Here is a 24,092-nt window from a genome sequence, read left to right on the forward strand (position 1 = left end):
TGATCAGTTCTGGGTGGTGGTCCGGTCAGCCGGCGGTCTGGTCATCCTCGGCCGCATCGCGGCGCCGACGTACGGCGAGCAGTGCGCCGCCGCCTGCGGCGATCAGCACTCCCGCTCCGGCAAGCAGCCATCCGGTGGCGTCCGCGCCTGTCTGGGCGAGGGAGCCCGTGGGGGCGGGCGAGGAGGTGCTGGAGGTGGTCTGCTCCGGGGTCGGGGCCGCGGAGCTGGTGGGGGGGCTGGGAGGTGGCCGGCGTGCTCGGGGTCGGCTTGGTGGACGGTGTGGCCGGCGGGGTGGTGGGGGTCGTCGGGGTAGGCGCCGGGGTGGTGGGCGGCTGGGTCGGCTGCTCCTTCTTCGTGTTGGTGAAGGCGGCGGTGACCGGGGCGCCGGGCTTGGCGGTGATCTTCGCCGGGGTGGAGTCCAACTGGTAGCCGTCGGGGGCCTTGGTCTCGGTAGCGGTGTAGCTGGTGCCGGCGCGGGCGGCGACCTGGAGCTTGGCGGTGGCGGTGCCGTCCTTGCCCGTGGTCAGGGTGACGGGCTTGCCGTCGCCGGGGGCGGGGGTGATGTTGATGACGGCGCCGACGAGCGGCTTGCCGCTGGCCTTATCGGTCTTGGTGACCGTGAGGTCGGCGGGCTTGAACGGATCGACGACCGCGAGCTTCACGGTCTGTCCGGGGGTGACGATGACGTCCTGGTCCGGTGCGAGGTCGTGGATCGGACTGCCGGTCGCGGTCTCCTTGAGTCGCCAGACGCCGGGGGCGACGCCTTCGAAGCGAAGGACACCGTCCGCGTTGGTCTTGCCGGTCAGGGCCTTGGTCCCGTTAAGGGTGTCGAGCAGGTTGAACTCGGCGCCCGCGAGGAGGGCTCCGTCGGGGTCCTTCTTGGTGATCTCGACGGTGCCGGGCTGCGGTTCGTGGGCTTCCGCCCAGGCGGTCGGGGCGCTGAGCAGGGTGCTTGCCACGAGGGCCGCCACGGTTGCGGTGACTACGGTCGGGAAGCGGTTGGTGGTGCTGGAGGGCATGGAGGGAGTGACGTCCTTGATCGTGGAGGGCGGTGTGCCGGGGCGGCGGATGCCGGAGGTCAGCGGGAACGGCCGGAGGCGGGGTGCGCGGTAGGCAGGGTGGGCAGACTCGGGCGGGAGCGGCCGGGTGGCGGGGCGGGAGCCCAGATCTGGGTGTAGTGCGTGATGGCGCGGCGGAGGCCGGTCAGGTCGGCACCCGTCCAAGGCGGCGGCCCGTCCTCGCGCCAGTCGCGGAAGCGGGCGTAGCCGTCCCATCCGGGACCGATGTCTCTTGCCGCGTCACGCCGGGCGAAGGTCTGGTGGTCGGCGAAGGAGAGGTAGGTCGTGTCCAGGGTTCCCAGGTCGGGATGGATCACCGCCAGGCGCAGGCCGTCGTATTCCCGGTGCCGGATCGTGCTCTGGAAGTCGATACGGATCCGCACCGGGGGGTCCGCTACAGGGCTGCCGTAGTAGGTGTTCCCGACGACGGCGCCGACGGGGAAGGGTGGCTGGAGTTCAGCGAAGAACTCCGCTGCGTGCAGGGACAGGTGAACCTCCAGGGCCAGTCAGCGGCGGGCGGGAGCTGGGGTGGTGCTGGTGCTCCAGCGCGGCACGCTGGTCGTGGTGAGCACAGGACGGGGCCGGGCTGCCGTGCGGCGGTGCACGTCGAGCGGGGTGGGGGCCGGAGGCGGGGGCGGGACGATCGGCGTGATCTGGATGTGCGGGAGCAGGGAGGCGAGGATCCCTTCCTGCCAGCGAGGAACGGGTGCCGGGTCGGCCAGGGCGGTGGTGATCGCGGTGACCAGGTGGACCGGGGTACCGGTGGAGGCGGTGGCGTACCAGCGGGGTCCCTTGGGGCCGCCCCACATGTACCAGCGTGCCTCCAGCGTGGTCAGCTCCTTGGTCTCGTCGAGTCGGCCGGTGGTGTACTCCAAGCCGGCCAGGCCGTCAGTGCTCTGGAGTTCCATGACGCCCCAGCGGGGGTGCTGGAGTTCCCAGCCGCCTTTGATGAGCGGGGCGACGGCGTCGAAGCGGTCGCGCGGCTCCTTGTCGAGGAAGGCGTCGGGGCCCTGGGTGTACGCGGCGGCGAGGGCGGTGGTGAAGGCGGTGACCAGCTCCGTGGGAATCATGTCGTTGAAGCACACGCCCCAGGCGGGAGCGGCGAAGGGGTCGCGGTAGGCCGTGATGCGCCACAGGCCGTCATCGTCTCCTTCGGGGAGGAAGCCGAGTCGGACCTTGCGGTCTGGGGAGGCGACGTACAGGTTGCCGACGTCGTCGTGGTGGCGGTCCCAGCCGAGTTCGAACAGGGGCTGGAGGGCTGGGTCTCCGATCCAGGCGCTGCCGGCCAGGTAGCGGGGGGTGACGTAGACGTCGCCCTCGATCGGGTCAGGTGCGGTGTCGGTCAAAGAGCAGTCCAGGGGGCAGGGGAGGGTGGCGGCTACGCGGTCGGCGTGACGGTGATCGTGATGTGGTCGCGGGCGGCCTGGATGCGGGCTTCGGCCTGGTCGGCGTCGGGGGCGGTGACGACGAGGAGGCCGACGCGGGCGACATCGACGTCGCCCTCCGGCGGCAGGGTGACCTGTTCGCCCGGGGAGAGGATCCAGCTGGTCTGCTCCAGCCAGTCGGTGGCCTTCGCGAACTCCGGGTCGATGCCGCGCTCGACGATGGTGCCGGAGACCTCGGGGTAGAGGAGGGCGACGGCCGCGGCCTGCTGCCGGGTGGAGGTGAGGTCGGGCTGCAGGCCGAGGGCGAGGTCGGCGGCCGCGCGCGGCAGGTCGATGCCGGTGGCGAGCAGGACGAGCTTGCCGACCAGGTCGCCGCCGATCCGGCCGTTCACTTCGATGATCCGCGGGCCCGTGGCCGTGAGGCGCATCTCCACGTGCTGGATGCCTGTGGTGATCCCGAGGGCGGCGATGGCTGCCTGGGCGACGGGTCCGACACGGCGGAGCAGGGGGTCGGCCCCGTCCACGGTGTGGCCGACTTCCTCGAAGTACGGAGCGAAGGCGAGCTGCTTGCGGGTGACAGCGACCGGGGTGGTGACTCCGTGGTGGGTGACGCATTCGACGGATATCTCTTCGCCGTCGAGGTACTCCTCGACCAGGACGTCGGTGGACTCGCCGCCCCACAGGCTCGCTCCTTCGGTCGCGAACTCGAAGCCGGCGGGGAGTTCTTTGGCGCGGTCGACGCGGATGACGCCGACGCTGCCGGCCTGCCTGGACGGTTTGACGACGACGGGGTAGCCGATGAACTCGGCAGCGAGGGCTGCCTCCAGAAGGTTGGCGGACTTCATCGACCGGGCGGACGGAACCCGGTGGAGATCGAAGAGCTCGCGGCTGAGGGACTTGTCGCGGCATCCGTGGAGAACGTCCGGGCCGTCGGTGGCCACCTGCAGGTGCTGGGCGAGGGCCGCGGTGTTGACCAGGAGCATCTCGTTCCAGGTGAGCACGGCGGAGATGGGCTGTCGTGCGGCCAGCGCCTCCCCCGCTGCCAGCAGCGCATCGATGTCGTACGGGTCGGCGACCTCGTGGTCGACGACGAGGGACTTCTCCCAGGTGAGGGCGGCCGGGGTGATGACCACGGTGTCGTAGGCGGCGGCGACGGACTCGAGGCAGTAGCCGCGGTACAGCGAATCGTTGGGCGCGACGACCAGGACAACGGGGCGGGCCGGGGCAGTACGGAGGTTCTCGGACGGGGTCAAGAGGCAGGGGGCCTTTCGAAACAGACGGGGAGCGAGGAGCTATCGGGGTGGGGAAGTTCAGCGGCGCATGCCGGGGCTCTGGGCGGAGGCCGCAGTGCGGGGCGCGGGTGTTACCGCGGCGGGTGGTGGTTGCCTGCGGGGCAGGGTCTGGGGGAAGGCCGTCTCCTTGGCCAGGAGCGCGAGCGGTTCCAGCTGGTCTGCTGCCTGGCCCAATGCGTCCTGGACTTCGAAGGGGAGCGGCCCCTCGTAGAGGGTGGGGCCGGTGGTGCCCGCCCAGTGGGAAACGGCGCGGAGCAGGTGGTGGACGTCGGCGACGAGGCCGTCCTGGGCCAGCAGGGTCTGGGCCAGGGCGGTGGTCGCGGCGGTGGGCAGGGTGTCGAAGCGGTCGGTGAGCAGGCGTACGAGGCTGCCCGCTGCGGCTGCTTGATCCGCGTGGAGCGAGGAGATGGCCGAAGAGCTCGGGGGCATGGGTCTCTCTGGTCGGGTGAGCGGAGTAGGGCGTTCAGGTCCGCTTGTGTGCGGGAGAGCGGCCGTGGCGCATGGCGGGTTCGTGGCGCAGGCGCCAGAACGCAGCGAGGAGACCGATGGCCTGGAGGGCAGCGCAGCCGTTCATGACGTGCCCGAGCGCCGCGGCGGGGGTGAGGGCGACGAGGATTCCTGCGAGCGGGAACGGGGCGAGCATGATCAGGATGGTGATGCTGAGGGTGGCGCCGAAGACCCGCTCGGGGATGAGGTGGGAGCGAAGAGTACGCAGGACGACGGTCATGCCGCCCTCGCCGGCCATCAGTACGGCGGTCAGGACGAGGAGCTGGTGGTACGTGCCGACCTGGGAGACGGCGAGGCCGGCCAGTGCTGCGATGGCCGCGCTGGCGGCCCCGGTGGGCCACAGGCCGACGCGGTCGATGGCGAAGCGGCAGCAGGCGACCGTGAGGAGGGAGGCTGCGGCGGCGGCCGACCAGATCACGCCAACGGCGGCACTGGAGTAGCCCAGGTGCTGCACGACGATGATCGGGGCGGCTGCCTGGAGCATGCCGGTGGCCAGGTTGGAGACGGTGAGTCCGGCGATCAGCCACGCGAGGGCCGGCAGGGAGGCGAGGGTCGTCCAGCCGGTGCGCAGTCCGGTGAGCGCGGATGCGGCGGCGGGGACCAGGCGGGTTTCACGGTGCCAGGGGGCAAGGGCGGCGCCCAGGAGGGAGCAGGCGGCGATGGTGATCAGGGTGCCGGTGACTCCGGCCCAGTGCAGGAGGAATCCGGCGGCCGCGGGTCCTGCGAGGGTGGCGGTCTGGTCGATGCCCAGGAGGGCCGACTGCACCCGGTGGGCTCGCTCCCCCGCGTCCTTGCTGGCCGCCGCCCCGGCCGTCTCGGCCGCGATGTAGGAGAACTCGGTGGCGACGCCGGTGATGGCGGCGAGCGCCATCACCGTGATCGTCGCTCCGAGGCCACCGGCCTGGGTGGGCAGGATGACCGCCGCGGCCAGGACCACCAGGGCGCGCAGCACGGAAGCGATGCGGAAGACCCTCTTGGTGCCGTGCCGGTCGACCATCGTCCCGGCCAAAGAGAACGCAGCGAGGCGGGGAATCCACTCCAGCGCGAACGCCAGCCCGGTGAGGGTGGCGGAACGGGTGGTGGCGAGCACGATCAGCGGGATGCCGTACGTGGTCATCGTGAACGCGCCGGCGTCGGCAGTACGAGGGAGGTAGATGCGGCGCAGCAGGGACAGCTGCGGGAGGAGGGCATGCCGTGGGCCGGCGATCACAAGATCGGTCATCGTCGCTTTCACGCAAGAAGACGCCCGCCGCGGCGAGCAGAACAGGAAGAGGTCAGCGGCGCGGCGTGCGCGCCGTCGGCGGGGTGTGCGCCAGATGCGTCGGTCCGAGGGCCGTCGACGGTGTGGCCGGGTGGCTCGGCTCGGCTGCGGCCAGGCGGTAGACGGCCAGGTGCGTGTCCAGCTGGCGGAGCAGGTAGCCGCGCTTGATCGTCAGGTTGTCGATGCGGTCACCGAGGAGGGCCTCGGTCCAGCGGTGGCCGACGGTGTCCTTGCCGGTCAGGGTCTTGGACAATTCCTTGATGGCGCTCGCCGCTTCGTGGAGGAGCTGCCGCTGCACGGCATCAACTTCAAAAGCCGTGTTCATCACGGCCGCAACCGTCTCCCGCATGTGGCCGGGTGCGTCCTGCATCACCGTGAAGGCCCAGGCATTGGGGTCCATGCCGACCGCACGGGCCACCTCGCTGGTCCCCAGCGCGGCCACGGCGCCCTCGAACCGTGCGTCGCTCACGCGGCGAGCTCCATCTCGTCCTGGGAGACGCCGGTCAGCTGGGCGGCCAGGGTCGCCCCGTGGTCTCGGACCCATGACGCGAGCACGGTCCGGGGTCCGCGGAGGGATTCGTAGTCCAACTCGGAGGTGTGCCCGTTCGAACGGGCCGTGGTGGACCCGAGGAGGGTGAGGGTGGCCTGGACCCGAGTGACGAAGTCGGAGACATCGCTGGGGTGATGGTGGGTTCGGGCCCAGCGGGCCGCCGTGTCGTAGACCTCGGCCAGCGCCTCGCCTGCCGGCGTGAGGACCAGGCTCGGGATTCCTCCGTCGGTAGAGGCCTCCAGCAGGCCCAGTGCGCGCCCGACCGCCGAGGCTTGGCGCAGCTGCCAGCGGGAGAGGCCGGTGAGGGTCCGGCTCAGGAGGTGGCGTTGCAGGGCCCCGTTGTCATCGATCTCGCTGACGATCCGGATGAGGCCGGGGTGGGACAGGGCGGCCGTAGCCGGGACCAGGGACTTCGCGTGAGTGTCGGGGTTCATCGGGTGCGGCCTCCAGTCGCCGGCGCACCCGCAGGGCGGACCACGGTGGTGGTGTGCGAGAAGAAGAGATCGCCCGGCTTCCATGCCGGACGGGGCTGGGGCGTCGGCGCTGCCGGGATACGTGGCTGGGTGGTGACCCACATGGCCGGGCGGTCCTGGGGCTGCAGGGGTGTTGGCGCCCACACCGGGTGGCTCGCGGCCTCGCTGAGGGGAGCGCCGGCGGCCCAGGCGGACAGTGCCTGGTAGACGGGGGCCAGATCCCGGCCAGCGGCCGTCAGTTCGACACGGCCCTCACGGTCCTTGGTGACGAGGAAGTCCTCGGCCAGGCGGTTGAGCGGGGCGTAGACGTTGGTCAGGTGCCGGTCGGGCATGGCGGTGGCGGCCAGGGCCTTGGCGCTGGATGTTCCCCGGATGCGCAGTGCCCACAGGATCGGGGTGGCTTGTCGAGGCGCGATCAGAGCGATCGTGTCCTCGATGTCCTGCGCGCGGGGCACCGCCTTGGGTACGCGGTGACCGGTCGCCGGATCCAGCACCGTCTCCTTCTCCAGGTGCTTGCCGCCCCAGGCGGCGATCAAGCCGAGGGCCGGCAGCAGCTCGCGGCCGCGGGCGGACAGGCCGTACAGGACGTCCTGGGGTTCGTACTCGGTTCGGTCCAGGAGGCCGGAGTCGACGAGCCTGACGAGCCGGGGGTGGAGCTGGCCGTCGGGGAGCCAGGGCAGGGCGCTCTTGATCTCCCGGTAGCGCAGCGGCTTCTCGGACATGGTCAGCAGCACCCAGACGTTCCACCGCGGGGCCAGCATCTGCAGGCTCTGGGTGACACGGGACAGGTCGGACGATATGGATTCGGGCAGGCCGGTGGTAGCCAAAGCGGGTGCTCCTGGAATGTGGGTACGAGGTTCAGCGGGCGCGGGAGGGCGGGGCGGCGGCCGGGATAGGTGGTGGGACCGGGGCGGCGGGTGTGGTCTCCAGCGCGGGGGTGCGGTGCAGGCTCTGCAGCACTGCGGAGATGTGCCGGGCCTGGGTGTCGCGGACAGCGACGGCCTCGCCGATGCGGCGGGCGCAGTCGAAGATGTGGCCGGCGTCGTGGCGTCCGACCTCGCGCTCGGGGTCTACCAGCTTGCGCAGGCGCTGGAGCTGGAAGCCGATATCGGTCTCGGCGAACTCGATGGCGCTGTTGGCGGCCAAGAGCGCGGACAGCATGTTCGGGTGGGTCGTGGAGTCGGCGTGCGCTTCAAGTTCGGCGCGCGGGCGGCCGTATAGGGACTCGATGTGCTTGGCGATCTGCCGGGAGGTGGTGTGGATCAATCAGTGGCCTCTCGCGCTCTGCGCCGCCGGGCGCCCTCCAACAAGCGCAATTCCGGTGGCGGGACGGGTGGTGGCCCACGGCTGATCCATCTTCGGCGGCCCTTCGCGTGCGGTGCCCGGCGGCGGCATGGCTCGCAGGAGTTCACGCAGGGCCGTGACGTACTGGGTACGCGCGGAGAGGGCTGCGTCCATCCACTGCGAGTCGAAGCGGAGCTCGGATGCGGACAGCGTGCCCATGTCGGTGTCCGGGGCGGTGTACTGGTGGACGCGGTCCCGGACGCGGGCAACCTCTTCCTCGGCCAGGGCCAGGAATGACCGCAGTTCCAGGGCGCGGTGCGTCGCGGGCGTGGCGGCACCTGCCGCGGCGGCGTAGAGCTGCGCGACCGGGGTACCGAAGACCTCTTCCAGGTGCGCGTCCTGGCTGGACGGCTTCGTCCAGGTGCTCATCGCGCGCCTCCCTTGACGGGTACGGCGGGCACTACGGCTGGCCGGGGTACGGGGGTGGTCGCGATGGCGGGCCCGGTGCGGGCGGCGCCGCGCCAAGGGCCCGGCGTGCGGCTGCCCGGGGCATTGTCGTCAAGGAGGTGTCGGACGACCATGGCTCGCCCGTCGCGCACGGCCACGAGGGTGTTCACGCGGTCGGCGAGGGCCATCACGGGGTCGTCAAGCTCGCCGGCCGAAGCGTGGTCCAGAGCGGCGAGGAGGTCGTCCTCTGCGGTGGAGAGGGCTTGTTGGGCTTCTTCGAGGAGTCCGTACCAGCGGGCCACGGTCGTCGCCTCGGCATTCGCCTGGGGCGCCGCGGTCACCGCCTGACGCAGCTGGTGCAGCGGCATCTGGAAGCGGGATTCGATCTGCTCGGTGAATGCGCCGAGCACGTCGTCGAGTTCTTCGGGCATGGCGAACTCCTCTCCATGAAGGCATGGGGTGGGAAGGGTGAAGGGGCCGCCCGTTTCTGCGTGGTGGGCCATTTCCTAGGGTCCGGAGAATCCCCGGTTTGGCTGACCGGGGATGTGCTGCTATGTTCCGGGCCCGCCGGAATCAACGGGTCCGGCCAGGTGTCCTCGGCGGGGCGCTCGGGAGGGCGCTTGGGCCCGCTGTACGGACCGTGGACGGTGCGGGTGCCGGCAGCGGGGTGGAGCGGTCCTCCATCCAGTCGACGGCGGCCTCCAAGGTCTCGAAGGCGCCCTCGCGCAGGGTGTGGGTGAAGCTGTCAAGGTCGGCCTGCTCCAGCAGGACCCGGAACGGCTTCTGAACCCGCTCGTCGAGCGCTTCCAGGAGCACCACGGTCTCCGGATGGGGCGAGGTGTCGTCCGTGTAGCTGTCGAGCAGGGCGAAGTGGTCGCCGTCGCGCATGAGCCGCTGCTGCAGAGCCACGGTGGCCGTGTCGGCGGCCGTGGTCCCCATGCCCGGCGGCAAGGCGATGCCGGTGGCGGGGCAGCCGCGCTTGATCAGCCAGGACTGGGCCATCGCCGGAAGCGGCAGCTCAGCGTGCTCGAAGGCGTACGTCATCGCGGTGCTGTCCCGTTTGATGTGCGCCGCGATGAGCTGGGGCTCGCCGGGGATTCCCCACGTGACGGCACCGTTGTGGATCACGTAGAAGCTGTTGCGGCCATCGGGGCTGTGGTGGGCGGAGAGCTTGGTCATCGACTCGCTCTCCGCGTCGAGGTGATTCCAGAACGCTTCCTCCACGGCCTTGTTGGCGGGCTCGAACCCGTCGAGCCGGAAGTCAGGACGGCGATCGGTTGGCGACATGGAGCTCCTTTCGGACGGGGGTGCCGGTGGCGGCAGAAGGGTCAGCGGGACCGCGCGGGAGTGGCCGGCCAGGCTCCCGCCCTGGGCGCCGGATTGGCCGTTGCCGCAGGCTGGCGGGTGGTGCCAGTCAGCGCGGTGCGGCCGGTGTCTGAGAGCAAGATGGGCTGTCCGGCGTGCAGGGGGTGGGAGGCATCGCGGGCGACCAGGCGCGCGTCCTCCAACCGCTGGTAGAGCGGATGTGCGACGCGTACGCCCGAGGCCGTGACGACGGACAGCCGACCGGTCTGCAGGTTCTGGTGGAGCTTCGCGCCCTGGCTGATGGCCAGGAGCGCGGCGAACTCATGGGCCAGCAGGTCAGCGCCCTGTCTCGTGGCGCGCGCCGGCGCTGCTGCTTCCAGCGCCTCCAGCACGGCGAGGGCATGGCCTTGTCGGATGTCCCGTGTGGCGGCGACGTCCTTGAGCTGCGCGACGGTCCGCTCGATGCGCGTGAACAGGCCCTGGTCGAGGGGCAGGTCACCGGAGGCGAGGCGCTGGAGGAGGGTCTGGTTGAAGGTCACACCTCGCTCGGCGTCGGACAGGGTGCGGTGGGCTTCGGTGAGACGGCGCAGTGGTTCATCGAGCAGTCCGCGGTCGTGGTAGGTCCACAGGCTGTCGAGGTCGTGGCCGGTGATCGCCTCGACGCGGTGGTCGAGGCCGGTCGGTGCTCTCGCCGACGGCGGGGTGAACGGCAGGGAGGTCACCTCCTAGAAGCGAGCCGGGAGCGGTGTCGTCGGGTATTGGGCGCCGGTTCCGTGGAGCGGTACTCGGACGTCGAGGTGGGTGCCCTCTTGATGGGATGCGGTGGGGTGGCCGAGGCGCCGGACCAGGCCGAGGATCGGCAGGTTCGACGCCTCGGCGTACACGGAGAGGGTGTGCGCGCCTCGGGAACGGGCGTGGGCGACGGCGTGCTGGGCGAGGGCCAGGCCGATGCCTCGGCGCTGGTGGACATCGGCGACCTGCAGGCCGAGGTCGAAGACGCCCGGCTCTCGGCGGACGGGGCCGGCCGAGGCTAAGGCGACAACCTCGTCGGTGGTCTGGAGGGCGATCCAGCAGGCGCACTGGTCCAGCAGACGCTCGATGTCGCGGCGGGTGATCCGCGTTCTGCCCCAGCGGCGGTGCAGGGCCTGATCGGAGCATCTGCGGTGGAAGGCCTCGATGAGCGACCAGTCCGCCAGGGTCGCAGTCCGGACGCGGGTGTCGCCGGCGGAGTTCAGCAGCTGGTGCACACGCCCATGGCGGTCAGGAGGGTTTCACGGCTGTAGGACTTGCGGCGGCGGCCGTCCGGCAGGGTGATGTCGCGGGTCCGCATGCCGTGCGGGGCCAGGAGCTGAGCTAGGCGGGCCTGGGTGAGGTCGCTGTAGCGCCAGTGGTTTCCTGCGACGCCCGGGAGGTGCTGAAGGATGTCGACGAGGTCGGCAGAGGCCACGGCGTGCGGGTTGCCGAGCTCGGCGAAGGCGTTGCTGCACGCGTCGAGCAGGCAGGCCGCGGGCTCTTCCGGTTCCTGGCAGCACGGCTCGTCCTGCTCCAGCCCCGACAGCGCACAGGGTTTGTCCACGGGCGCGCCGGCCACGGAGCAGCAAGCAGTGGACAGAAGCATGGACAGATCCGCCCCAGCAGCGAGGCGGTCAAGGAGGAGTTCCAGGCACTCGTCCAGCTTCTCTGCGGCTGCGGAGCCTGCCTGAGACGCCGCGGTCAGAGCGCTCCGCAGACGCTGTTCGGCGTCCTGGACGTCGGTGAAGGCATCCAGGATCGCCCAGTGGTGGAGGTTGCTCTCCTTCGGCTTGGTTCCCATGAGGGTGGTGGTGAAGTTGTCGAGGAAGCTCGGGTAGGTCGTCAACGGACGGGGCCTTTCGGGGTGAGCGGGAGGGCGGGCTGGGGAAGTCCGGGGAGCGCGTAGGGGGGCGGTCCGGGCTTGGGGGTGGTGCGGGTGGTATCGAGCTGTGGGGAGCGGCCGCGGGCGGCGTGGGTGAGGGCGTCGACAGGCCGGCGCTTGATGCCCAGGCGGGCAGCGGCGGTCCGGTAGACGTCGCTCTGTTCCCGGGGCCGGACCGCGACGACGTGGATCTCGGTGCGGAACGCGGATCCTTCGGGGGCCCGGCGCGTGGCGTAGACGATGCGCCAGGCCGAGCGGGAGTCGACGTAGACCTTGCGGAGCCCGTCGAGTTCGTGGGTGAGCTTCCCGCCGAACAGGTTGGCGTTGACGACGTCCTGGAGCTTGGCGAGCGCGAGGTCGCGGATGTCGCTCGGTGCTTGGAGGAGGTCGGTCAGGGCGCGCGGGTCGAAGGTCAGACCGAATGCGGGTTGGTCGTTGCCGCTCACGAAGCCGCCTCGAAGGCGTGGACCGTTTCGTCGGCCGCGGCGCTCTCCGAGCGGGTGGATCGTCCGGGGCCGCGCAGGAGGCGGTGCGCGGGGCGGTCGGGGTCGGTCTGGCAGGCCGACAGCGGTCCGCCAGCCGAGCGGATGGCCGCCATCGCGTGGGTGAGGAAGTCCCGGTGCCACACGAACATCCCCGACGGGCCCGCCTCGGGATCCTTGTGCTGCTGGTAGGCCATCCACAGAGCGTGCAGCCAGGCCACGACGTCCAGGTGTTCCTGCCACTGTTCGCACCACGGCGCGGCGGTGGTGATCTCCGCGCCGTAGACCGGCATGAGGAAATCCTCCACCCAGTCGGTCAGCGAGTCGAGTTCGTTCTCCCGCTCTTCGCCGTCCAGTTCCAGGATCGGCTTCGGGTCAGGCGGCATCACGGGGGCGGGCATGCCGGAAAGGCCCGGCATGGAGAAGCCGGCGAAGGGCATCGGATCGGGTGCGGCGGCCAGGCTGTCGAGCTGCCGGGCCTGCTGGGCCGACTGGTCCAGGAGCTTGCGGACGCTGGCCTCGATGCTCTCCAGGTCGGCTTCGGGAACGCGGATCGGATCCATCGGCTGGCCTTCGGAGCCGTCTATGGGTTCGAGCACGAAAGGTCTCTCCTCGCAGCCGCATGCGGCACGTCGGAATTCGAAAGAGGTGCTGGAGTTCAACCATCCACACATTCCCCGGTTTGGCTGACCGGGGATCACGTGCTACAAAGCCCCCGCACGGCGGGGACAGAAAGACGAGATACGCCGCCTGCCCCCGCCACGAGCGGGTGAGGGTCAGGCGGAAAGGACGAAGTCGTCCTGGGAATGAGTCTGCTGGAGGGCTTCGGTGAGCCGGTTTGCAGCGATCTCGGCGTAGTGCTTGGTCTTCTCGACGCCGATGAAGTCCCGGCCCTCCAGCAGGGCTGCGACACCGGTGGAGCCGGATCCGGCGCAGAAGTCCAGGACGGTACCGCCCGGCGGGCTGATCTTGACGAGCTCGCGCATCACCGAGACGGGCTTCTGCGTGATGTGCTGCCGCTTTCGGCCGGTCGGCTGCGAGCCGGAGTACATGCCCGGGAGGTAGACCTCGTTACGGAAGCCGTCCATGTCGCCGTTGGACCCCCAGACGATGAATTCGCAGTTCTGGGTGAACCGGCCCTTTTGCGGGCGGGCGGCGGGCTTGTGCCAGGCCAGTACCCCGCGCCATGTCCATCCGGCGGCCTGGATCGCGTCGGTGGTGATGGGCAGCTGGCGCCAGTCGGTGAACAGCAGGGCCGTGCCGCCGGGGCGGGTCGCCCGCTGGGCTTCGGTCATGATCTGCGTCAGCCAGAAGCCGTAGCTGCGCTGGTCCATGTTCTCGCCGGTGAAGTCCGGCAGGGCATGGCCTGCGTCCGCGGAGGTGTACTTCTGCCGCGCGGTGCGAGAGGTGCGTTCCTTCGCGGTCCGGCCGCCGGAGTTGTACGGCGGGTCGGTGATGACGGAGTCGACGCAGTTGTCCGGGAGGGTGGACAGGACGCTGAGGGCGTCGCCCTGGTGCAGGGAGAAAGGCAAAGAGGTACCCCAAATATCGGTTCGGGAAAGGCGAGGGTGAACTCCGGCTCGCCGCAATGAAGCCGCCCGCCCGGATACGGACACAGGTGTGCCATAGGGCCATAGGGCGGTCGTGCGGGGGGAGTTCCAAAACTGTAGGGCACGATCCCCGGTTGACCACGGTCGCCGCGAAAACCCTTGAAATAGAGCCTTGATCATCATTTTCTTGGTCAACCGGGGATCCGCACTTACTGTTTTGGAACTGCCCGGCGCACACAGCGCCGATGGCCGACCTCCCCCGCCATGCCCATACGGAGGCACCCCCTTGTCCCGGCACACCTGATCCGCCCGTACGTCGTCGCGAGCGGCAACTCGCAGCGACGTCACGAGGCACGCACACCCATCACCCGGCCTGCCGCGCCCTTCTCACATCTCCATGGCACCGCGCAGCCGAGGCTTCACACACTTCAAGGACACCGCTATGCCATTTCTGCGCCCTCCCCTGCCTGAAACTCGTCCGCCGGCCCTGACCGGTGAGCGCGGAGGCACTCCGGGTTGAAGGCCGTAGCCGCCGCCATCGGCGTCCTCTGCCTCTCTCCCCTCGTCCTCGCCACCACCGCCGCCATGGCCGCGGCCGGAAGCGGCGCCGCCTCCAGAAGCGCCGCCTGCGCTCCTGGCAGCAGCAGCGTCGATGCCTCCGCGGTCGCCAAGCAGGTCGCCGCGATCCTCGGCGGCCAGGCCGGCGACAGCTCGATCCGCGTCGAGGGCCTTGAACTGCCCGCCGAGCAGATCCCCCATGCCAGGACCATCGTCGCCACCGGCATCGCCCTCAAGGTGCCCGAGCGCGGACAGGTCGTCGCGCTCGCCACCGCCATCCAGGAATCCCGGCTCCGCAACCTCACCTACGGCGACCGGGACTCGCTGGGCCTGTTCCAGCAGCGGCCCAGCCAGGGCTGGGGCACCCCCGAGCAGATCCGCGACCCGGTCTACGCCTCCACGAAGTTCTACACGGGGCTACTGGAGGTCAAGGGCTGGCAGCAGATGACCATTACCCAAGCCGCCCAGGCCGTGCAGCGCTCCGGATTCCCGGATGCATACGCAAAGTGGGAGCCACTGTCACGAGCCCTGCAGCAGGCCATCGCCAAGACGCTGCCGAACGGCGGTGCAGGCCAGCCCGGCCAGGAACCCGGTACCGCTCCAAGCGGCGCCGGCGGCTGCAAGCCGGGCGAGGACGGAGCCGACTGGGGCTCCATCCCAGAAGGGACCGTCCCCGCCGGATACAAAATCCCCGCTGATGCTTCGCCGAAGGCCCGTACAGCGATCGACTGGGCGATGCACCAGCTCGGCACCCTCTACCAGTGGGGCGGCACCTGCACCGCGCCGCGCGGCCCCGACCCCATGGGCCGCTGCGATTGCTCCAGCCTCATGCAGCAGGCCTACGCCAAGGCCGGAATCCAGCTCACCCGCACCACGTACACGCAGGTCAAGGAGGGTGACGCCGTACCGGCGAACACCCTGAAGCCCGGTGACCTGCTCTTTTCCCGCGGCACCGCCGCCGTCCCCGAGCACGTCGGCATGTACATCGGCGCGGGCCTGGTGATCAACGCACCGCGCACAACGAAACCGGTGCGGATCGAGAAGGTCGGCGACTGGCAGATCCTCGCCGTCCGCCGAATCCCCGCGCTCAACAGCTAGGCCGCCGCCCGCCGATGCGGGCCCGCGCCGGGCCCTTCTTCGCGCCCCGTGCGCCCCTCTCCCTTCCCCGCACAGCCGCAGGGCCTCTTAGGCCTGCGCCCGCAAGGAGCTTCGCCATACCCATTTCACTCGCAGACCGCGTCCTCTATCTCGCCTACGACCCCGGAATCACTCCAACGGATGGCGGCCTTCCCGGGCTCGACGTCCTGAAGAAGGTCGTCAACTCGATCAACATGTTCGGCATCATCGCCGTCGTCGGCGCGCTCGCCGTCTCCCTCGGCGTGTGGGCCTGGGGCCACCACAGCGGCGGCCACCAGGCCGAGGCAAACGGTAAGAAGGGCGCCGTCGTAGCCGCGGGCGCCGCCCTGGGCCTGGGCGCCGCCAACGGCATCGTCGCGTTCTTCTCCGCACTCGGGACGCAGGTCAAGTAGTGCCGAAACGTTCCCTCTCCCCCTTGCACCGGGCCACCACGCACTGGACGACCGGGCGACGGATCCTCGTCGCCGCCGTGGTCATCGCTGCGCTCCTTGGGGCCGCCGGACTGACCGCCTGGTTCACCTCACGCGGCGGACAGAGCAAGACCGGCGCATCCCCCACAGCCTCCGCGCCGAACCCGCCCGCCGCCACGGCCCCGAAGCCTTCCGCCGGCACGGGCGCGGTCCCGGCGCCGCCCAAGCTCACCGACCCGCTCGCCTACGCCAGGGCGGCGGCGGTGATGCTCTGGTCGTACGACACCCGCACCACCAGCCGTGACCAGCACCTCGCCGGCATGAACGCGTGGATGACCAGCGAGACGAAGTACACCGACTGGACGGCGATCTCCGGGCAGGTCCCGGACCCGGTGCTGTGGTCGCGCATGGCAGACAACGCCCAGTACGCCACCGCCGCTGTGGGAGAAGCCCACTTCCCCTCGGCGTTCAAGCAGGCCCTCGCCGAGAACCCCTCCGCGATCACCGAGGCGTACATCTACGCGGTCACCGTCACCGGCAAGCAGACCATCGCCTGGAAGGGCGGCGGGGGCGGCGCCGAGGACCGCGCCGTCACCCTCGCCGTCCAGTGCCGCCCCAGCTCCGACTGCGCCCTGGTCTCCCTCGCCCCGAGCGTCGCCCCGTAACACGCCACTGAAGACAAGGAGGTATCCCTCCAGTGGACTTCTGTTCCATCCCCCTCGCCAGCAAGCTTTGCTCGGCCGCCGACGCCATCGACTTCGTGAACGACCCGGGCAAGGCCATCACCGAGGGCATCGGCAACTGGATCGCCAAGTCGGCTGGCCAATTCGCCGCCGCCTCCGCCGATCTCGCCGCCGAGGCCGTGAACGCGACCACCAAGGTCGACCTGCGCGCCGGCTGGTTCGTCGACAACTACGAGCTGCTGCTGCCCATCGGCCTGACCATCCTGGTCGCCACCTTTTGCGCCCAGCTCATCCGGGCCGCGATCCGGCGCGACGGCCAGGCCCTGACCCAGGCCTTCACCGGCACCGCCGGCGGCGTGATCTTCTGCTTCGTCGCCATCGCCGGCACCACCGTCGCCATCGAAGTCGTCGACGCCTTGAGTGACGGATTGTTCGCGGCAGCGGGCACTTCGATCGAAGAGGCGGTGCGCCGCATGGTCAAGGCCAGCTCCGTCGCCTCCATGGTGCCGCTGGGCTGGATGATCCCCGGCATCGTCGGCCTCGGAGCCGGCATCGGGGCCATCCTCTACTGGTGCGTGATGATGGTCCGCAAGGTCGGCATCCTCGTCCTCGTCACCCTCGCGGTCTTCGCCGGGGCCGGCGGCGGTTGGGAAGCCGCGCGGCGCTGGCGCCGGGGCTGGATCGAAGCCACCGCCACCCTGGTCGTCTCGAAGGTGCTGATGACGATCGTGTTCCTCCTGGGCATCTCCGCCCTCGGCCAGACCCAGGCCAAGGACGGACTGGGCGCCCTCGCCGACTGCCTCGCCGGAGTCGTGATCATGATGATGGTCCTACTCTGCCCGTACGCCACGTTCAAGTTCGTTCACTGGGCGGCCGAGGGCACCGACGGCGAGTCGATCCACCGGGCCGGTGGCACCGGCGCGCAGATGGCCAAGCAGCACACCGAGCAGGCAGCCCGCAAAGCCGCCGCGATGGCCGCCACAGGCGGAGCCGGCGCAGCAGCCGGAGCCGGCGCGGCACCGCAGGGCCCCGCCGGGTTCCCCGGCGACATCGCCGCCAACCCCACCGGTGGCTCCGGAGGCGAGCAGAACAGCGCCCCGATGCCGTCCTCCGGCGGGGGTGCTGCAACCGACGTGCTGTCCAAGGCGGTTCAGCCTCCGCCGACCAGCGTGAGCCAGGACACCAGCGGCCAGCTCGGCGGAAGCACCGGATCCTCCCCGACCGGCACCTCCGGATCGGGCGGTACGGGTCCCGTTCCCCGCAGCACCCAGGAAGGCCCGCCGCAGGGTGCGCCGGCACAGGGCCCTGCCGCCGCGAGCAGTCCCTTCGCGAGCGGTCCCTCGCCCACCGGCTCCTGAGCTGACCCGTCCCCGCCACCCGGGCGGGACACGCCGCACCACGATGCCGTGTCCCGCCCGGGTCCCAACCCCGTGCCCCGAAAGCGGACTCCGCCTTGTCTGACCTTGTCCTCCCCCTCACGATCAAATTCCCCCACAGGTCGCGGCGCGGCATCCTGCTCGGCCTGTCCCTGCCCCAGCTCGTCCTCACCTCCACCGCGCTCGCCCTGCTCCTGGCCACCGTGGTGTCCTCCGGCCTCGTCGGCGCCCTGGCTCTGACCCCCCTGTGGGCCGCGGTCGCTGCTCTCGTCGTCATCCGGCGCCACGGCCGCTCCCTGATCGACTGGGCGCCGATCGTCCTGCGCTACGCCCAGCGCCGACGCACCAGCCAGAGCCTGTGGCTGGCCCGCGTGGTGTCCAGGCCCCGCACCGACGGCATGCTCCACCTGCCCGGCACCGCCGCCTCGCTGCGCGTGGTCACCCCCTCCGGATCGCAGGCCGCCGCCGTCCACGACCCCCACGCCCAGACCCTGACCGCCATCGCCCGCGTTTCCAGCAGGGCCTTCGCCCTCCTCGACCCCGCCACCCAGAACTCCAACGTCACCTCGTGGGGCCGGGCACTGGCCGGCATCGCCCGCAGCGGCCACATCGCCACCGTGCAGGTCCTGGAACGCACCGTCCCCGACAGCGGCGACACCCTGACCCGGCACTGGACCACCCACGGCCACCCCCAGGCCCCGGTCGCCGGGCAGGTGTACTCCGAACTCGTCTCCTCCGCAGGGCCCGCCGCCGCCCCGCACGAGAGCTACCTGGCGATCTCCCTGGACCTGAAGGCCGCCAAGCGGCTCATCTCACAGGCCGGCGGCGGACTGCCCGGCGCCTTCACCGTGCTCGGCCAGACCACTGCATCCGTCGCCCAGGCCGCGCGCGGCGCCGGACTGATGGTCACCGGCTGGCTCACCGCCCGCGAGATCGCCGCCGTGGTCCGCACCGCGTACGACCCCAAGGCCCTGGCCGCCCTGCAGCAGTGGTCCGAGCACGGCAGGGCCGAGGCCGAACCGGCCGCCGCAGGTCCCGTCGTCCAGGTCGAGGAGTACGACCGCGTCATCACCGACAGCGCCCGGCACGCCACCTACTGGGTGGAGAACTGGCCGCGCACCGAAACCACGTCGGGCTTCCTGCACGGGCTGATGTTCACCGCCGGCGTGCGCCGCTCCTTGTCCCTTATATACGTGCCCCAGGGGCTCGAGTCCGCTCTGCGCGACGTCCAGCGCACCAAGGCCACGATCATCGCCGACGCCGCCGAACGCCAGCGCCGCGGACAGGTCGACTCCGAGGCCGACTCCGTCGAGTACGGCGACGTCAAGGAACGCGAACGCCAGCTGATCGCCGGCCACGCCGACGTAGCCCTCACCGGACTCCTGACCGTCTCCGCCGAGACCGACGCCCAACTCGACGCCGCGTGTGCACAGATCGAAACCGCCGCGGTCTCCGCCCAAGTCGACCTTCGCCGCCTGATCTACCAGCAGCCCGAAGCCCTCACCCTCGCCGCGCTCCCCCTGGCCCGGACCGCCCTGTAGCCGACCACCCGCCGCACCGTCGCGACAGCAAGGACCCACCACTTGACCGACACCACGATCCCGCCCGGCGACGCCCACCCCTACCTGCGGGCCGCGACCGCCGGCATCCGCCACCACACCCGCCAGTCAGCACGAACCCTTGGCTACGCCGACCGCGTGCACCTGGACGTCCTGCACAGCCACCTGACCGGCCTCCACCTCCTGATGGACCAGCTCGCCGAGACCACCCGGCCCCCGTATCCGGCAGCCGGAAGGCACATAGCCGCCGCCCACCTGCGGCTGTGGCAGGCCGCGACCAGCCTCCACGAAGCCTTCCACACCCTCCCGGCCACCGAGTCCAGCACCGATGCAGGCTGCCGCCCCGACCGGCTGCCCGAGGGACCGCCGGTCCTCACCATCTGCCAGCGCCAGCTCGCCTCCGGCCACGCCATCCGCCGCAAGACCACCCCCGCCGACCACGGCCCCCGCCCGGCACGCACCGCCTGAGGGCAGCCCCCGCAGAAACGATCCGCCCCCATGTCCCAGCACCGCCCCGGACGCCGCGCCCGCCGCGCCTCCGCCAGCCCCCTGTTCACCCCCCACGGCACCGACCGCAACACCCGCAAGGCAGCCCGCCGCCAGCTCGCCGAAGCCCAGGCCAAAGCGCGCGCCGAATCCACCTCCCCCTCAGGCGAACACGAGCCCGCCGAGACGGCGATGCCCCTCCCCCTCTACCCCGCAGCCGGACGCCCCGGCGCCGCCTCCGCCCGCGGCAACAAGCTCCGGCTGCCAGCCCACCGCATGACCACCGCCGTCGCCGCCGGCGCCTACCCATTCCTCGCCGAAGGCGGTCTCGGAGCCGACGGCATCTACATCGGCCGCGACGTCCACGCCGAAGCCGCCTTCGTCTTCGACCCGTTCACCCTGTACGGCAAGGTCGACGGGTTCACCAACCCGAACATCCTGCTCGCCGGCGTGATCGGCCAGGGCAAGAGCGCCCTCGCGAAGAGCTTCGCGCTGCGGTCGGTCGCCTTCGGATACCGCGTCTATGTCCCCTGCGACCCCAAGGGCGAATGGACGCCCGTCGCGCAGGCCCTCGGCGGCACCTCGATCGCCCTCGGCCCCGGCCTGCCCGGCCGCCTCAACCCCATGGACGCCGCCCCACGACCCCCGTCCGTAACCGAGGCCGACTGGGCGGGTGAAGTCCGAAAGCGCCGCCTGCTCCTGCTCGGCTCCCTCGCCAGAACCGTCCTGGGCCGCGACCTCATGCCAATGGAGCACACCGCCCTCGACATCACCCTCGACGGCGTCGTCAAGGCCGCAGCCGCAGCGGGCCGGACCCCGCTCCTGGGCGACATCGCCCACACCCTGGCCCAGCCCGCTCTCCTTGACCAGGCAGCCGGCACCGTCTCCGGCCACCTCGGAGACGCAGCCCGCGACCTCGCCCACGCCATGCGCCGCCTGGTCCACGGCGACCTGGCCGGCATGTTCGACGCCCCCTCCACTGTCGTCTTCGACCCGGCCACCCCGATGCTGTCCATCGACCTGTCCCGCCTCGGCGGATCCGGAGACGACACCGCACTCGTCCTCGCCATGACCTGCGCCTCCGCCTGGATGGAGTCCGCCCTCACCGACCCTCGCGGCGGCCGACGGTGGATCGTCTACGACGAGGCGTGGCGCCTGATGCGCCACCCCGCGCTGCTGCAGCGCATGCAGTCCCAGTGGAAGCTCTCCCGCGGACTCGGCATCGCCAACCTCATGGTCATCCACCGGCTCTCCGACCTGCTGACCGCCGGTGACGCCGGATCCCAGGGCCGCGCCCTGGCCGAAGGCCTCCTCGCCGACTGCTCCACCCGCATCATCTACCGGCAGGAAACCGACCAGGTCCACGCAGCCGCCACCCTGCTCGGCCTGACCTCCGTCGAGACCGAAGCCATCTCCCACCTCAGCCGCGGACGCGGCCTGTGGAAGGTCGCAGGCCGGTCCTTCATCGTCCAGCACCTGCTCCATCCCGCCGAACAGGCCTTGTTCGATACCGACTCTCGAATGCACTGAAAGGCCGTGAATAGCCCATTCCCGACATCACCAACCCCGACTACTTCCTCCAGCTCGCACGAACCGTGGACAGGGTCTTCGATGACCTTCCGAGGGCCGAGGAGCTGCGCCGAGGCGACGACATCACCCCGGACATCCACAACGTGGTCGGCGACATCACCGTCATCCTGAACGAAGTCTGCGAGGAGTTGGCCAGCGGCAATCGGCATGAGGCCGAGAGCCTCACCGGCTACAGCCACCCTGAACGCTTCGGTACCGCGTCCCTCGCCCAGTGTGCGCCTCCACTTGGAACAGCCCTCGTTCACCTCAGCCAGGTAGTGGACCGCCTCGGCTTCCTCCACGAGAACATCCGGCACTCCTCCACCGGACGCACCCCTCCACCCGGCGATATCAGGATCGTCATCCAGGAACATCTCGACCAGGCCAGTACCTCGCTGCGTGCCGCCGCCCAGCAACTGCGCGCCAAGGCCACCGAGATCACGCGCGTGTTCCCCGCCCACACAGACGCGATCCTGGCCCACTACACGTACAACCCGGTACCCGCGGCCGTCACGCCCACGCCCGGCCGGACCCGATGACCGCGCACCAAGGGCCGGAGGCGGGTCGGCCAACAGAGCGTCCGCTGGCGCCCCTGCCGGATCACCGCAACGTCTTCGACCCCAGCTGGCAGCGGGCCTGGGCCCGCTTCGCCCACGTGACCACTCCGCTGCGTGAACGCGGCCTGGTCTGCGATGTCCAGTACGGGCTGGACGACTGGATCGTCTACGCCTGGCCCCCCGGACACAACTCCGTCGTCCTCATCGGGAGGCAGGGCGGATGGCTGGCCACGCACCAAGCTCCCGCCGAGAGCTGGACCTCGATGACGGTCCTGTACGACACCACGGCGTCTTCCGGCCCTGGCGACCTCGACGACGTCGGCCCTCTGCTCTCCGCGATCGACGCGCTCCTCGCACGGCTCACCCGCAACCCGTCGACACCAGCAGCCAACGGCGTACACGTGACCGAGGTTCCCGTCCCTCCGCTGGCCGGGCTCGGCACCCACAGCCGCTGATCGCCACCCCCGTCCCCGTCTTTCAGGAAGGTCCACCCGTGTACCACCCCGTCAGCATCCACATAGGACTGCATGCCGCCGGACCGATGTCCCTGCCCCTCACCGACCCGGTGCAACGCGTCCTTTGGTCAAGGGGGTTCACGTACTGCTCCCGGCTGCATGCGTACACCGCGTCGGCCGCCCTGCCCGTCGAACAGCAGGAGCACCTCGTGCACCAGGCCGTGCATGCACTGCAGCCGCTCGGACTTCCCGTGGCCCATCTCCACCACCCTGCGGCTTCCGCATGACCACCCGCTCCTTCATCGCCCGGCCCACCGAGGCCGGCGGGTACGACGGCATCTACGTCCATCTCGACGGGCTGCCCAGCCACCATCTCCCCCTCCTACTCACCGCCTACCAGTACAGGTTCAACCGTGACCTGGAAGCCATGTCCCGGCACCTGGTCGACGACGTGGCCATCGGCTGGGACGAGCTGGGGACCGACCTCCTCGACCACGCTCCCCCGGAGCTGTTCGTCGCGCTCACCAGCGGCGAGACCTGGCCAAGCACTCAGCCCGAGAACCTCTGGACCCTGGACGGCTCGCCCCCGCAGCGGATGACCGTCAACCCCGGAGCCACAGCCGATCTGGAGTGGGGGTACGTGCTGCACCCGCACGGCATCGAGGTCATCAGCCTGAGCGAACAGCACCGCGGTCCTGTTGTCGGGTGGGCGACCGACCCTCTCTACCCCTTCAGCGACAACCCGGCGATGTGGGCGCCGACAGGTCCTGGCCCGGGCCGGGTGCCCCGAACCGCGCCGAAGCTGTCCACCACCCCGGTCGCCACGAGCGTCTCCGCCCCCGCCTCCCCATCGCGCACCACGCGCCACTGATCCACAAGGAGTCTTTCTGCCCGAACAGTTCGTCGTCGGTACGCACCCTCAGTACGGGTACGTGGCCTCCGCCCAAGGAATCCCCCACCACATCAGCCAGTGGTATCTGACCCGCCTCGGCTTCCAGCCCGTTCTCGGCCTGCACGGCGTGTACCTGCTGACGGCCCCCACCCACGACGGGCCCCGCCGCACCCGCCAGGCCATCGAGAGCCTGCGCGGCAGCGGATACCAGGTCCACGCCGACTACTCCCTCGATCCCGCGAACACCAAGACAGCACAGGCCAGGCCGGTCCGGGACCCGCGCGAGTGGTACCGCGTCGGAGTACCGCAGGCCGCCGCCACCCCCTCGCCCCCGTACGCCACCGCACGGGCCTGGGGCTCCAGGCCGCCGCAGACCACGCCGGTCACCCCCACACCCGCAGCATCCCCCCAGCCGAGCCGCACCCGCTAACGCGAGAAGGATCCACCCCGCCCATGCTCACCACCACCTACGACGGGCCCGGCAGCAGCGAACTGCGCCGCCGGGCCGGCCGGGAGGCCGCCGCCTTCCTGCTCGGTCTGCCAGTCCCGCGCGATCCCGCAGCCCCGCTGCGCGCCTGCACCGAGGCCATGGCCCAGGCCACGACACCCGCCGAGGTCCACGCCCTGACCGAACTGGCCGCCGGTGGCGAGGAAGCCGGACTGATCGCGCTGCGGAACCTGCTGCGCGCCGCCGGCAGCCGCTGCCGGGAACAGGGCCACGCCCAGCTCGCCACCCGCTACGACCGCACGAGCGACCTCCTCGACATCGCCGACCGCACGCTCTTCCAGCTCGGCGTCGACCTGCTGGCCGCCGCGCACGGCACCCTGCCCGACCGGTCCGGGCCCACTCCGGCGCTCGTCACCGACGCCGAGGGAGCTCCCCGCTGACCTCGTCCGAGATCACCCTGTTCACCAGCCGGCA

At 70.8% G+C, this 24,092-nt stretch carries 31 protein-coding genes and 1 pseudogene; 12 read left to right on the top strand and 20 right to left on the bottom strand.

All coding sequences use genetic code 11. From position 1 onward, the window contains the following. Nucleotides 1–25 precede the first annotated feature (25 nt). The 20 genes and pseudogenes from AB0M76_RS18480 to AB0M76_RS18575 all read right to left on the bottom strand — a co-directional run bounded on the left by AB0M76_RS18480 (nucleotide 26) and on the right by AB0M76_RS18575 (nucleotide 13,470). A complete protein-coding gene (locus tag AB0M76_RS18480; RefSeq protein ID WP_365953928.1) occupies nucleotides 26–127 on the bottom strand; it encodes an LPXTG cell wall anchor domain-containing protein in 102 nt (33 codons plus the stop codon). Nucleotides 128–416: 289 nt separating this feature from the next. Then, nucleotides 417–1,019: pseudogene (locus AB0M76_RS18485) on the bottom strand (SpaA isopeptide-forming pilin-related protein); the annotation flags it as partial. A 59-nt stretch (nucleotides 1,020–1,078) separates the two neighbouring features. Beyond that, entirely contained in the window at nucleotides 1,079–1,441 is a 363-nt protein-coding gene (locus AB0M76_RS18490) for a hypothetical protein (RefSeq protein ID WP_365953826.1), read from the bottom strand. Nucleotides 1,442–1,564: 123 nt separating this feature from the next. Further along, on the bottom strand, nucleotides 1,565–2,404 hold the full coding sequence (locus tag AB0M76_RS18495) for a DUF317 domain-containing protein (protein ID WP_365953827.1): 840 nt from the start codon (nucleotides 2,402–2,404) through the stop codon (nucleotides 1,565–1,567). Between the two features lie 32 nt (nucleotides 2,405–2,436). Continuing rightward, nucleotides 2,437–3,696 (bottom strand): ATP-grasp domain-containing protein, encoded by a 1,260-nt coding sequence (locus tag AB0M76_RS18500; protein WP_365953828.1) that lies wholly within the window; start codon nucleotides 3,694–3,696, stop codon nucleotides 2,437–2,439. A 57-nt stretch (nucleotides 3,697–3,753) separates the two neighbouring features. Next, entirely contained in the window at nucleotides 3,754–4,164 is a 411-nt protein-coding gene (locus AB0M76_RS18505; protein ID WP_365953829.1) for a hypothetical protein, read from the bottom strand. Between the two features lie 34 nt (nucleotides 4,165–4,198). Then, nucleotides 4,199–5,464 (bottom strand): MFS transporter, encoded by a 1,266-nt coding sequence (locus tag AB0M76_RS18510; RefSeq protein WP_365953830.1) that lies wholly within the window; start codon nucleotides 5,462–5,464, stop codon nucleotides 4,199–4,201. 52 nt (nucleotides 5,465–5,516) lie between these two features. Next, nucleotides 5,517–5,972 carry a hypothetical protein gene (locus tag AB0M76_RS18515; protein WP_365953831.1) on the bottom strand — a complete coding sequence of 152 codons (456 nt, stop codon included), beginning with the start codon at nucleotides 5,970–5,972 and terminating at the stop codon, nucleotides 5,517–5,519. After that, nucleotides 5,969–6,487: a hypothetical protein gene (locus AB0M76_RS18520; RefSeq protein WP_365953832.1), complete on the bottom strand. Its 519-nt coding sequence runs from the start codon at nucleotides 6,485–6,487 to the stop codon at nucleotides 5,969–5,971. The genes AB0M76_RS18515 and AB0M76_RS18520 overlap by 4 nt, the downstream gene beginning before the upstream one ends. After that, a complete protein-coding gene (locus AB0M76_RS18525) occupies nucleotides 6,484–7,353 on the bottom strand; it encodes a winged helix-turn-helix transcriptional regulator (RefSeq protein ID WP_365953833.1) in 870 nt (289 codons plus the stop codon). Before AB0M76_RS18525 ends, AB0M76_RS18520 begins: the two co-directional genes overlap by 4 nt. Nucleotides 7,354–7,384: 31 nt before the next feature. After that, nucleotides 7,385–7,792, bottom strand: a complete 408-nt coding sequence (locus AB0M76_RS18530) for a hypothetical protein (RefSeq protein WP_365953834.1) — start codon at nucleotides 7,790–7,792, stop codon at nucleotides 7,385–7,387. Beyond that, the gene (locus AB0M76_RS18535; protein WP_365953835.1) at nucleotides 7,793–8,239 is read right to left on the bottom strand and encodes a hypothetical protein; all 447 of its coding nucleotides are present in this window, start codon (nucleotides 8,237–8,239) and stop codon (nucleotides 7,793–7,795) included. Then, nucleotides 8,236–8,688: a hypothetical protein gene (locus tag AB0M76_RS18540; protein ID WP_365953836.1), complete on the bottom strand. Its 453-nt coding sequence runs from the start codon at nucleotides 8,686–8,688 to the stop codon at nucleotides 8,236–8,238. The genes AB0M76_RS18535 and AB0M76_RS18540 overlap by 4 nt, the downstream gene beginning before the upstream one ends. 142 nt (nucleotides 8,689–8,830) lie before the next feature. After that, nucleotides 8,831–9,544, bottom strand: coding sequence for a hypothetical protein (locus AB0M76_RS18545; RefSeq protein WP_365953837.1), 714 nt, complete (start codon nucleotides 9,542–9,544; stop codon nucleotides 8,831–8,833). Nucleotides 9,545–9,585: 41 nt separating this feature from the next. After that, nucleotides 9,586–10,284 (bottom strand): hypothetical protein, encoded by a 699-nt coding sequence (locus AB0M76_RS18550; RefSeq protein WP_365953838.1) that lies wholly within the window; start codon nucleotides 10,282–10,284, stop codon nucleotides 9,586–9,588. A gap of 3 nt (nucleotides 10,285–10,287) precedes the next feature. Further along, nucleotides 10,288–10,809 carry a GNAT family N-acetyltransferase gene (locus AB0M76_RS18555; RefSeq protein ID WP_365953839.1) on the bottom strand — a complete coding sequence of 174 codons (522 nt, stop codon included), beginning with the start codon at nucleotides 10,807–10,809 and terminating at the stop codon, nucleotides 10,288–10,290. Further along, entirely contained in the window at nucleotides 10,794–11,420 is a 627-nt protein-coding gene (locus AB0M76_RS18560) for a DUF3631 domain-containing protein (protein ID WP_365953840.1), read from the bottom strand. Before AB0M76_RS18560 ends, AB0M76_RS18555 begins: the two co-directional genes overlap by 16 nt. Then, nucleotides 11,417–11,902, bottom strand: coding sequence for a hypothetical protein (locus tag AB0M76_RS18565; protein WP_365953841.1), 486 nt, complete (start codon nucleotides 11,900–11,902; stop codon nucleotides 11,417–11,419). Before AB0M76_RS18565 ends, AB0M76_RS18560 begins: the two co-directional genes overlap by 4 nt. Next, on the bottom strand, nucleotides 11,899–12,501 hold the full coding sequence (locus AB0M76_RS18570) for a DUF4913 domain-containing protein (RefSeq protein ID WP_365953929.1): 603 nt from the start codon (nucleotides 12,499–12,501) through the stop codon (nucleotides 11,899–11,901). The genes AB0M76_RS18565 and AB0M76_RS18570 overlap by 4 nt, the downstream gene beginning before the upstream one ends. Before the next feature lie 213 nt (nucleotides 12,502–12,714). Further along, entirely contained in the window at nucleotides 12,715–13,470 is a 756-nt protein-coding gene (locus AB0M76_RS18575; protein WP_365953842.1) for a site-specific DNA-methyltransferase, read from the bottom strand. A 534-nt stretch (nucleotides 13,471–14,004) separates the two neighbouring features. On the opposite strand from AB0M76_RS18575, the gene AB0M76_RS18580 reads away from it, so the two are divergent. The 12 genes from AB0M76_RS18580 to AB0M76_RS18635 all read left to right on the top strand — a co-directional run bounded on the left by AB0M76_RS18580 (nucleotide 14,005) and on the right by AB0M76_RS18635 (nucleotide 24,058). Then, a complete protein-coding gene (locus AB0M76_RS18580; protein WP_365953843.1) occupies nucleotides 14,005–15,144 on the top strand; it encodes a C40 family peptidase in 1,140 nt (379 codons plus the stop codon). Nucleotides 15,145–15,260: 116 nt separating this feature from the next. Beyond that, nucleotides 15,261–15,575: a DUF6112 family protein gene (locus AB0M76_RS18585; RefSeq protein WP_266449619.1), complete on the top strand. Its 315-nt coding sequence runs from the start codon at nucleotides 15,261–15,263 to the stop codon at nucleotides 15,573–15,575. Beyond that, the gene (locus AB0M76_RS18590) at nucleotides 15,575–16,258 is read left to right on the top strand and encodes a hypothetical protein (RefSeq protein WP_365953844.1); all 684 of its coding nucleotides are present in this window, start codon (nucleotides 15,575–15,577) and stop codon (nucleotides 16,256–16,258) included. Before AB0M76_RS18585 ends, AB0M76_RS18590 begins: the two co-directional genes overlap by 1 nt. Nucleotides 16,259–16,290: 32 nt before the next feature. Beyond that, complete coding sequence (locus AB0M76_RS18595; protein WP_365953845.1) at nucleotides 16,291–17,634, top strand: ATP-binding protein; 1,344 nt, start codon at nucleotides 16,291–16,293, stop codon at nucleotides 17,632–17,634. Between the two features lie 95 nt (nucleotides 17,635–17,729). Further along, entirely contained in the window at nucleotides 17,730–19,193 is a 1,464-nt protein-coding gene (locus AB0M76_RS18600) for an SCO6880 family protein (RefSeq protein ID WP_365953846.1), read from the top strand. A 42-nt stretch (nucleotides 19,194–19,235) separates the two neighbouring features. Beyond that, nucleotides 19,236–19,679 carry a DUF6238 family protein gene (locus AB0M76_RS18605; RefSeq protein ID WP_365953847.1) on the top strand — a complete coding sequence of 148 codons (444 nt, stop codon included), beginning with the start codon at nucleotides 19,236–19,238 and terminating at the stop codon, nucleotides 19,677–19,679. A gap of 30 nt (nucleotides 19,680–19,709) precedes the next feature. Then, nucleotides 19,710–21,227, top strand: coding sequence for an ATP-binding protein (locus AB0M76_RS18610; RefSeq protein WP_365953848.1), 1,518 nt, complete (start codon nucleotides 19,710–19,712; stop codon nucleotides 21,225–21,227). 65 nt (nucleotides 21,228–21,292) lie between these two features. Beyond that, nucleotides 21,293–21,805, top strand: a complete 513-nt coding sequence (locus AB0M76_RS18615; protein WP_365953849.1) for a hypothetical protein — start codon at nucleotides 21,293–21,295, stop codon at nucleotides 21,803–21,805. Beyond that, entirely contained in the window at nucleotides 21,802–22,278 is a 477-nt protein-coding gene (locus AB0M76_RS18620) for a hypothetical protein (RefSeq protein WP_365953850.1), read from the top strand. The genes AB0M76_RS18615 and AB0M76_RS18620 overlap by 4 nt, the downstream gene beginning before the upstream one ends. 283 nt (nucleotides 22,279–22,561) lie before the next feature. Continuing rightward, nucleotides 22,562–23,149: a hypothetical protein gene (locus AB0M76_RS18625; RefSeq protein ID WP_365953851.1), complete on the top strand. Its 588-nt coding sequence runs from the start codon at nucleotides 22,562–22,564 to the stop codon at nucleotides 23,147–23,149. A gap of 61 nt (nucleotides 23,150–23,210) precedes the next feature. Then, on the top strand, nucleotides 23,211–23,600 hold the full coding sequence (locus tag AB0M76_RS18630) for a hypothetical protein (protein WP_365953853.1): 390 nt from the start codon (nucleotides 23,211–23,213) through the stop codon (nucleotides 23,598–23,600). 23 nt (nucleotides 23,601–23,623) lie between these two features. Beyond that, on the top strand, nucleotides 23,624–24,058 hold the full coding sequence (locus AB0M76_RS18635) for a hypothetical protein (protein WP_365953854.1): 435 nt from the start codon (nucleotides 23,624–23,626) through the stop codon (nucleotides 24,056–24,058). The last annotated feature ends 34 nt before the right edge of the window (nucleotides 24,059–24,092 follow it).

This window comes from Streptomyces sp. NPDC051364 (genome assembly GCF_040682115.1).
Classification (GTDB): Bacteria; Actinomycetota; Actinomycetes; order Streptomycetales; family Streptomycetaceae; genus Streptomyces.

Coding starts and splice junctions, on each gene's coding strand:
- AB0M76_RS18620 (WP_365953850.1), top strand. CDS start 21,802: ATGACCGCGCACCAAGGGCCGGAGGCGGGTCGGCCAACAGAGCGTCCG.
- AB0M76_RS18505 (WP_365953829.1), bottom strand. CDS start 4,164: ATGCCCCCGAGCTCTTCGGCCATCTCCTCGCTCCACGCGGATCAAGCA.
- AB0M76_RS18635 (WP_365953854.1), top strand. CDS start 23,624: ATGCTCACCACCACCTACGACGGGCCCGGCAGCAGCGAACTGCGCCGC.
- AB0M76_RS18535 (WP_365953835.1), bottom strand. CDS start 8,239: ATGAGCACCTGGACGAAGCCGTCCAGCCAGGACGCGCACCTGGAAGAG.
- AB0M76_RS18540 (WP_365953836.1), bottom strand. CDS start 8,688: ATGCCCGAAGAACTCGACGACGTGCTCGGCGCATTCACCGAGCAGATC.
- AB0M76_RS18545 (WP_365953837.1), bottom strand. CDS start 9,544: ATGTCGCCAACCGATCGCCGTCCTGACTTCCGGCTCGACGGGTTCGAG.
- AB0M76_RS18625 (WP_365953851.1), top strand. CDS start 22,562: ATGACCACCCGCTCCTTCATCGCCCGGCCCACCGAGGCCGGCGGGTAC.
- AB0M76_RS18610 (WP_365953848.1), top strand. CDS start 19,710: ATGTCCCAGCACCGCCCCGGACGCCGCGCCCGCCGCGCCTCCGCCAGC.
- AB0M76_RS18510 (WP_365953830.1), bottom strand. CDS start 5,464: ATGACCGATCTTGTGATCGCCGGCCCACGGCATGCCCTCCTCCCGCAG.
- AB0M76_RS18570 (WP_365953929.1), bottom strand. CDS start 12,501: ATGGATCCGATCCGCGTTCCCGAAGCCGACCTGGAGAGCATCGAGGCC.
- AB0M76_RS18520 (WP_365953832.1), bottom strand. CDS start 6,487: ATGAACCCCGACACTCACGCGAAGTCCCTGGTCCCGGCTACGGCCGCC.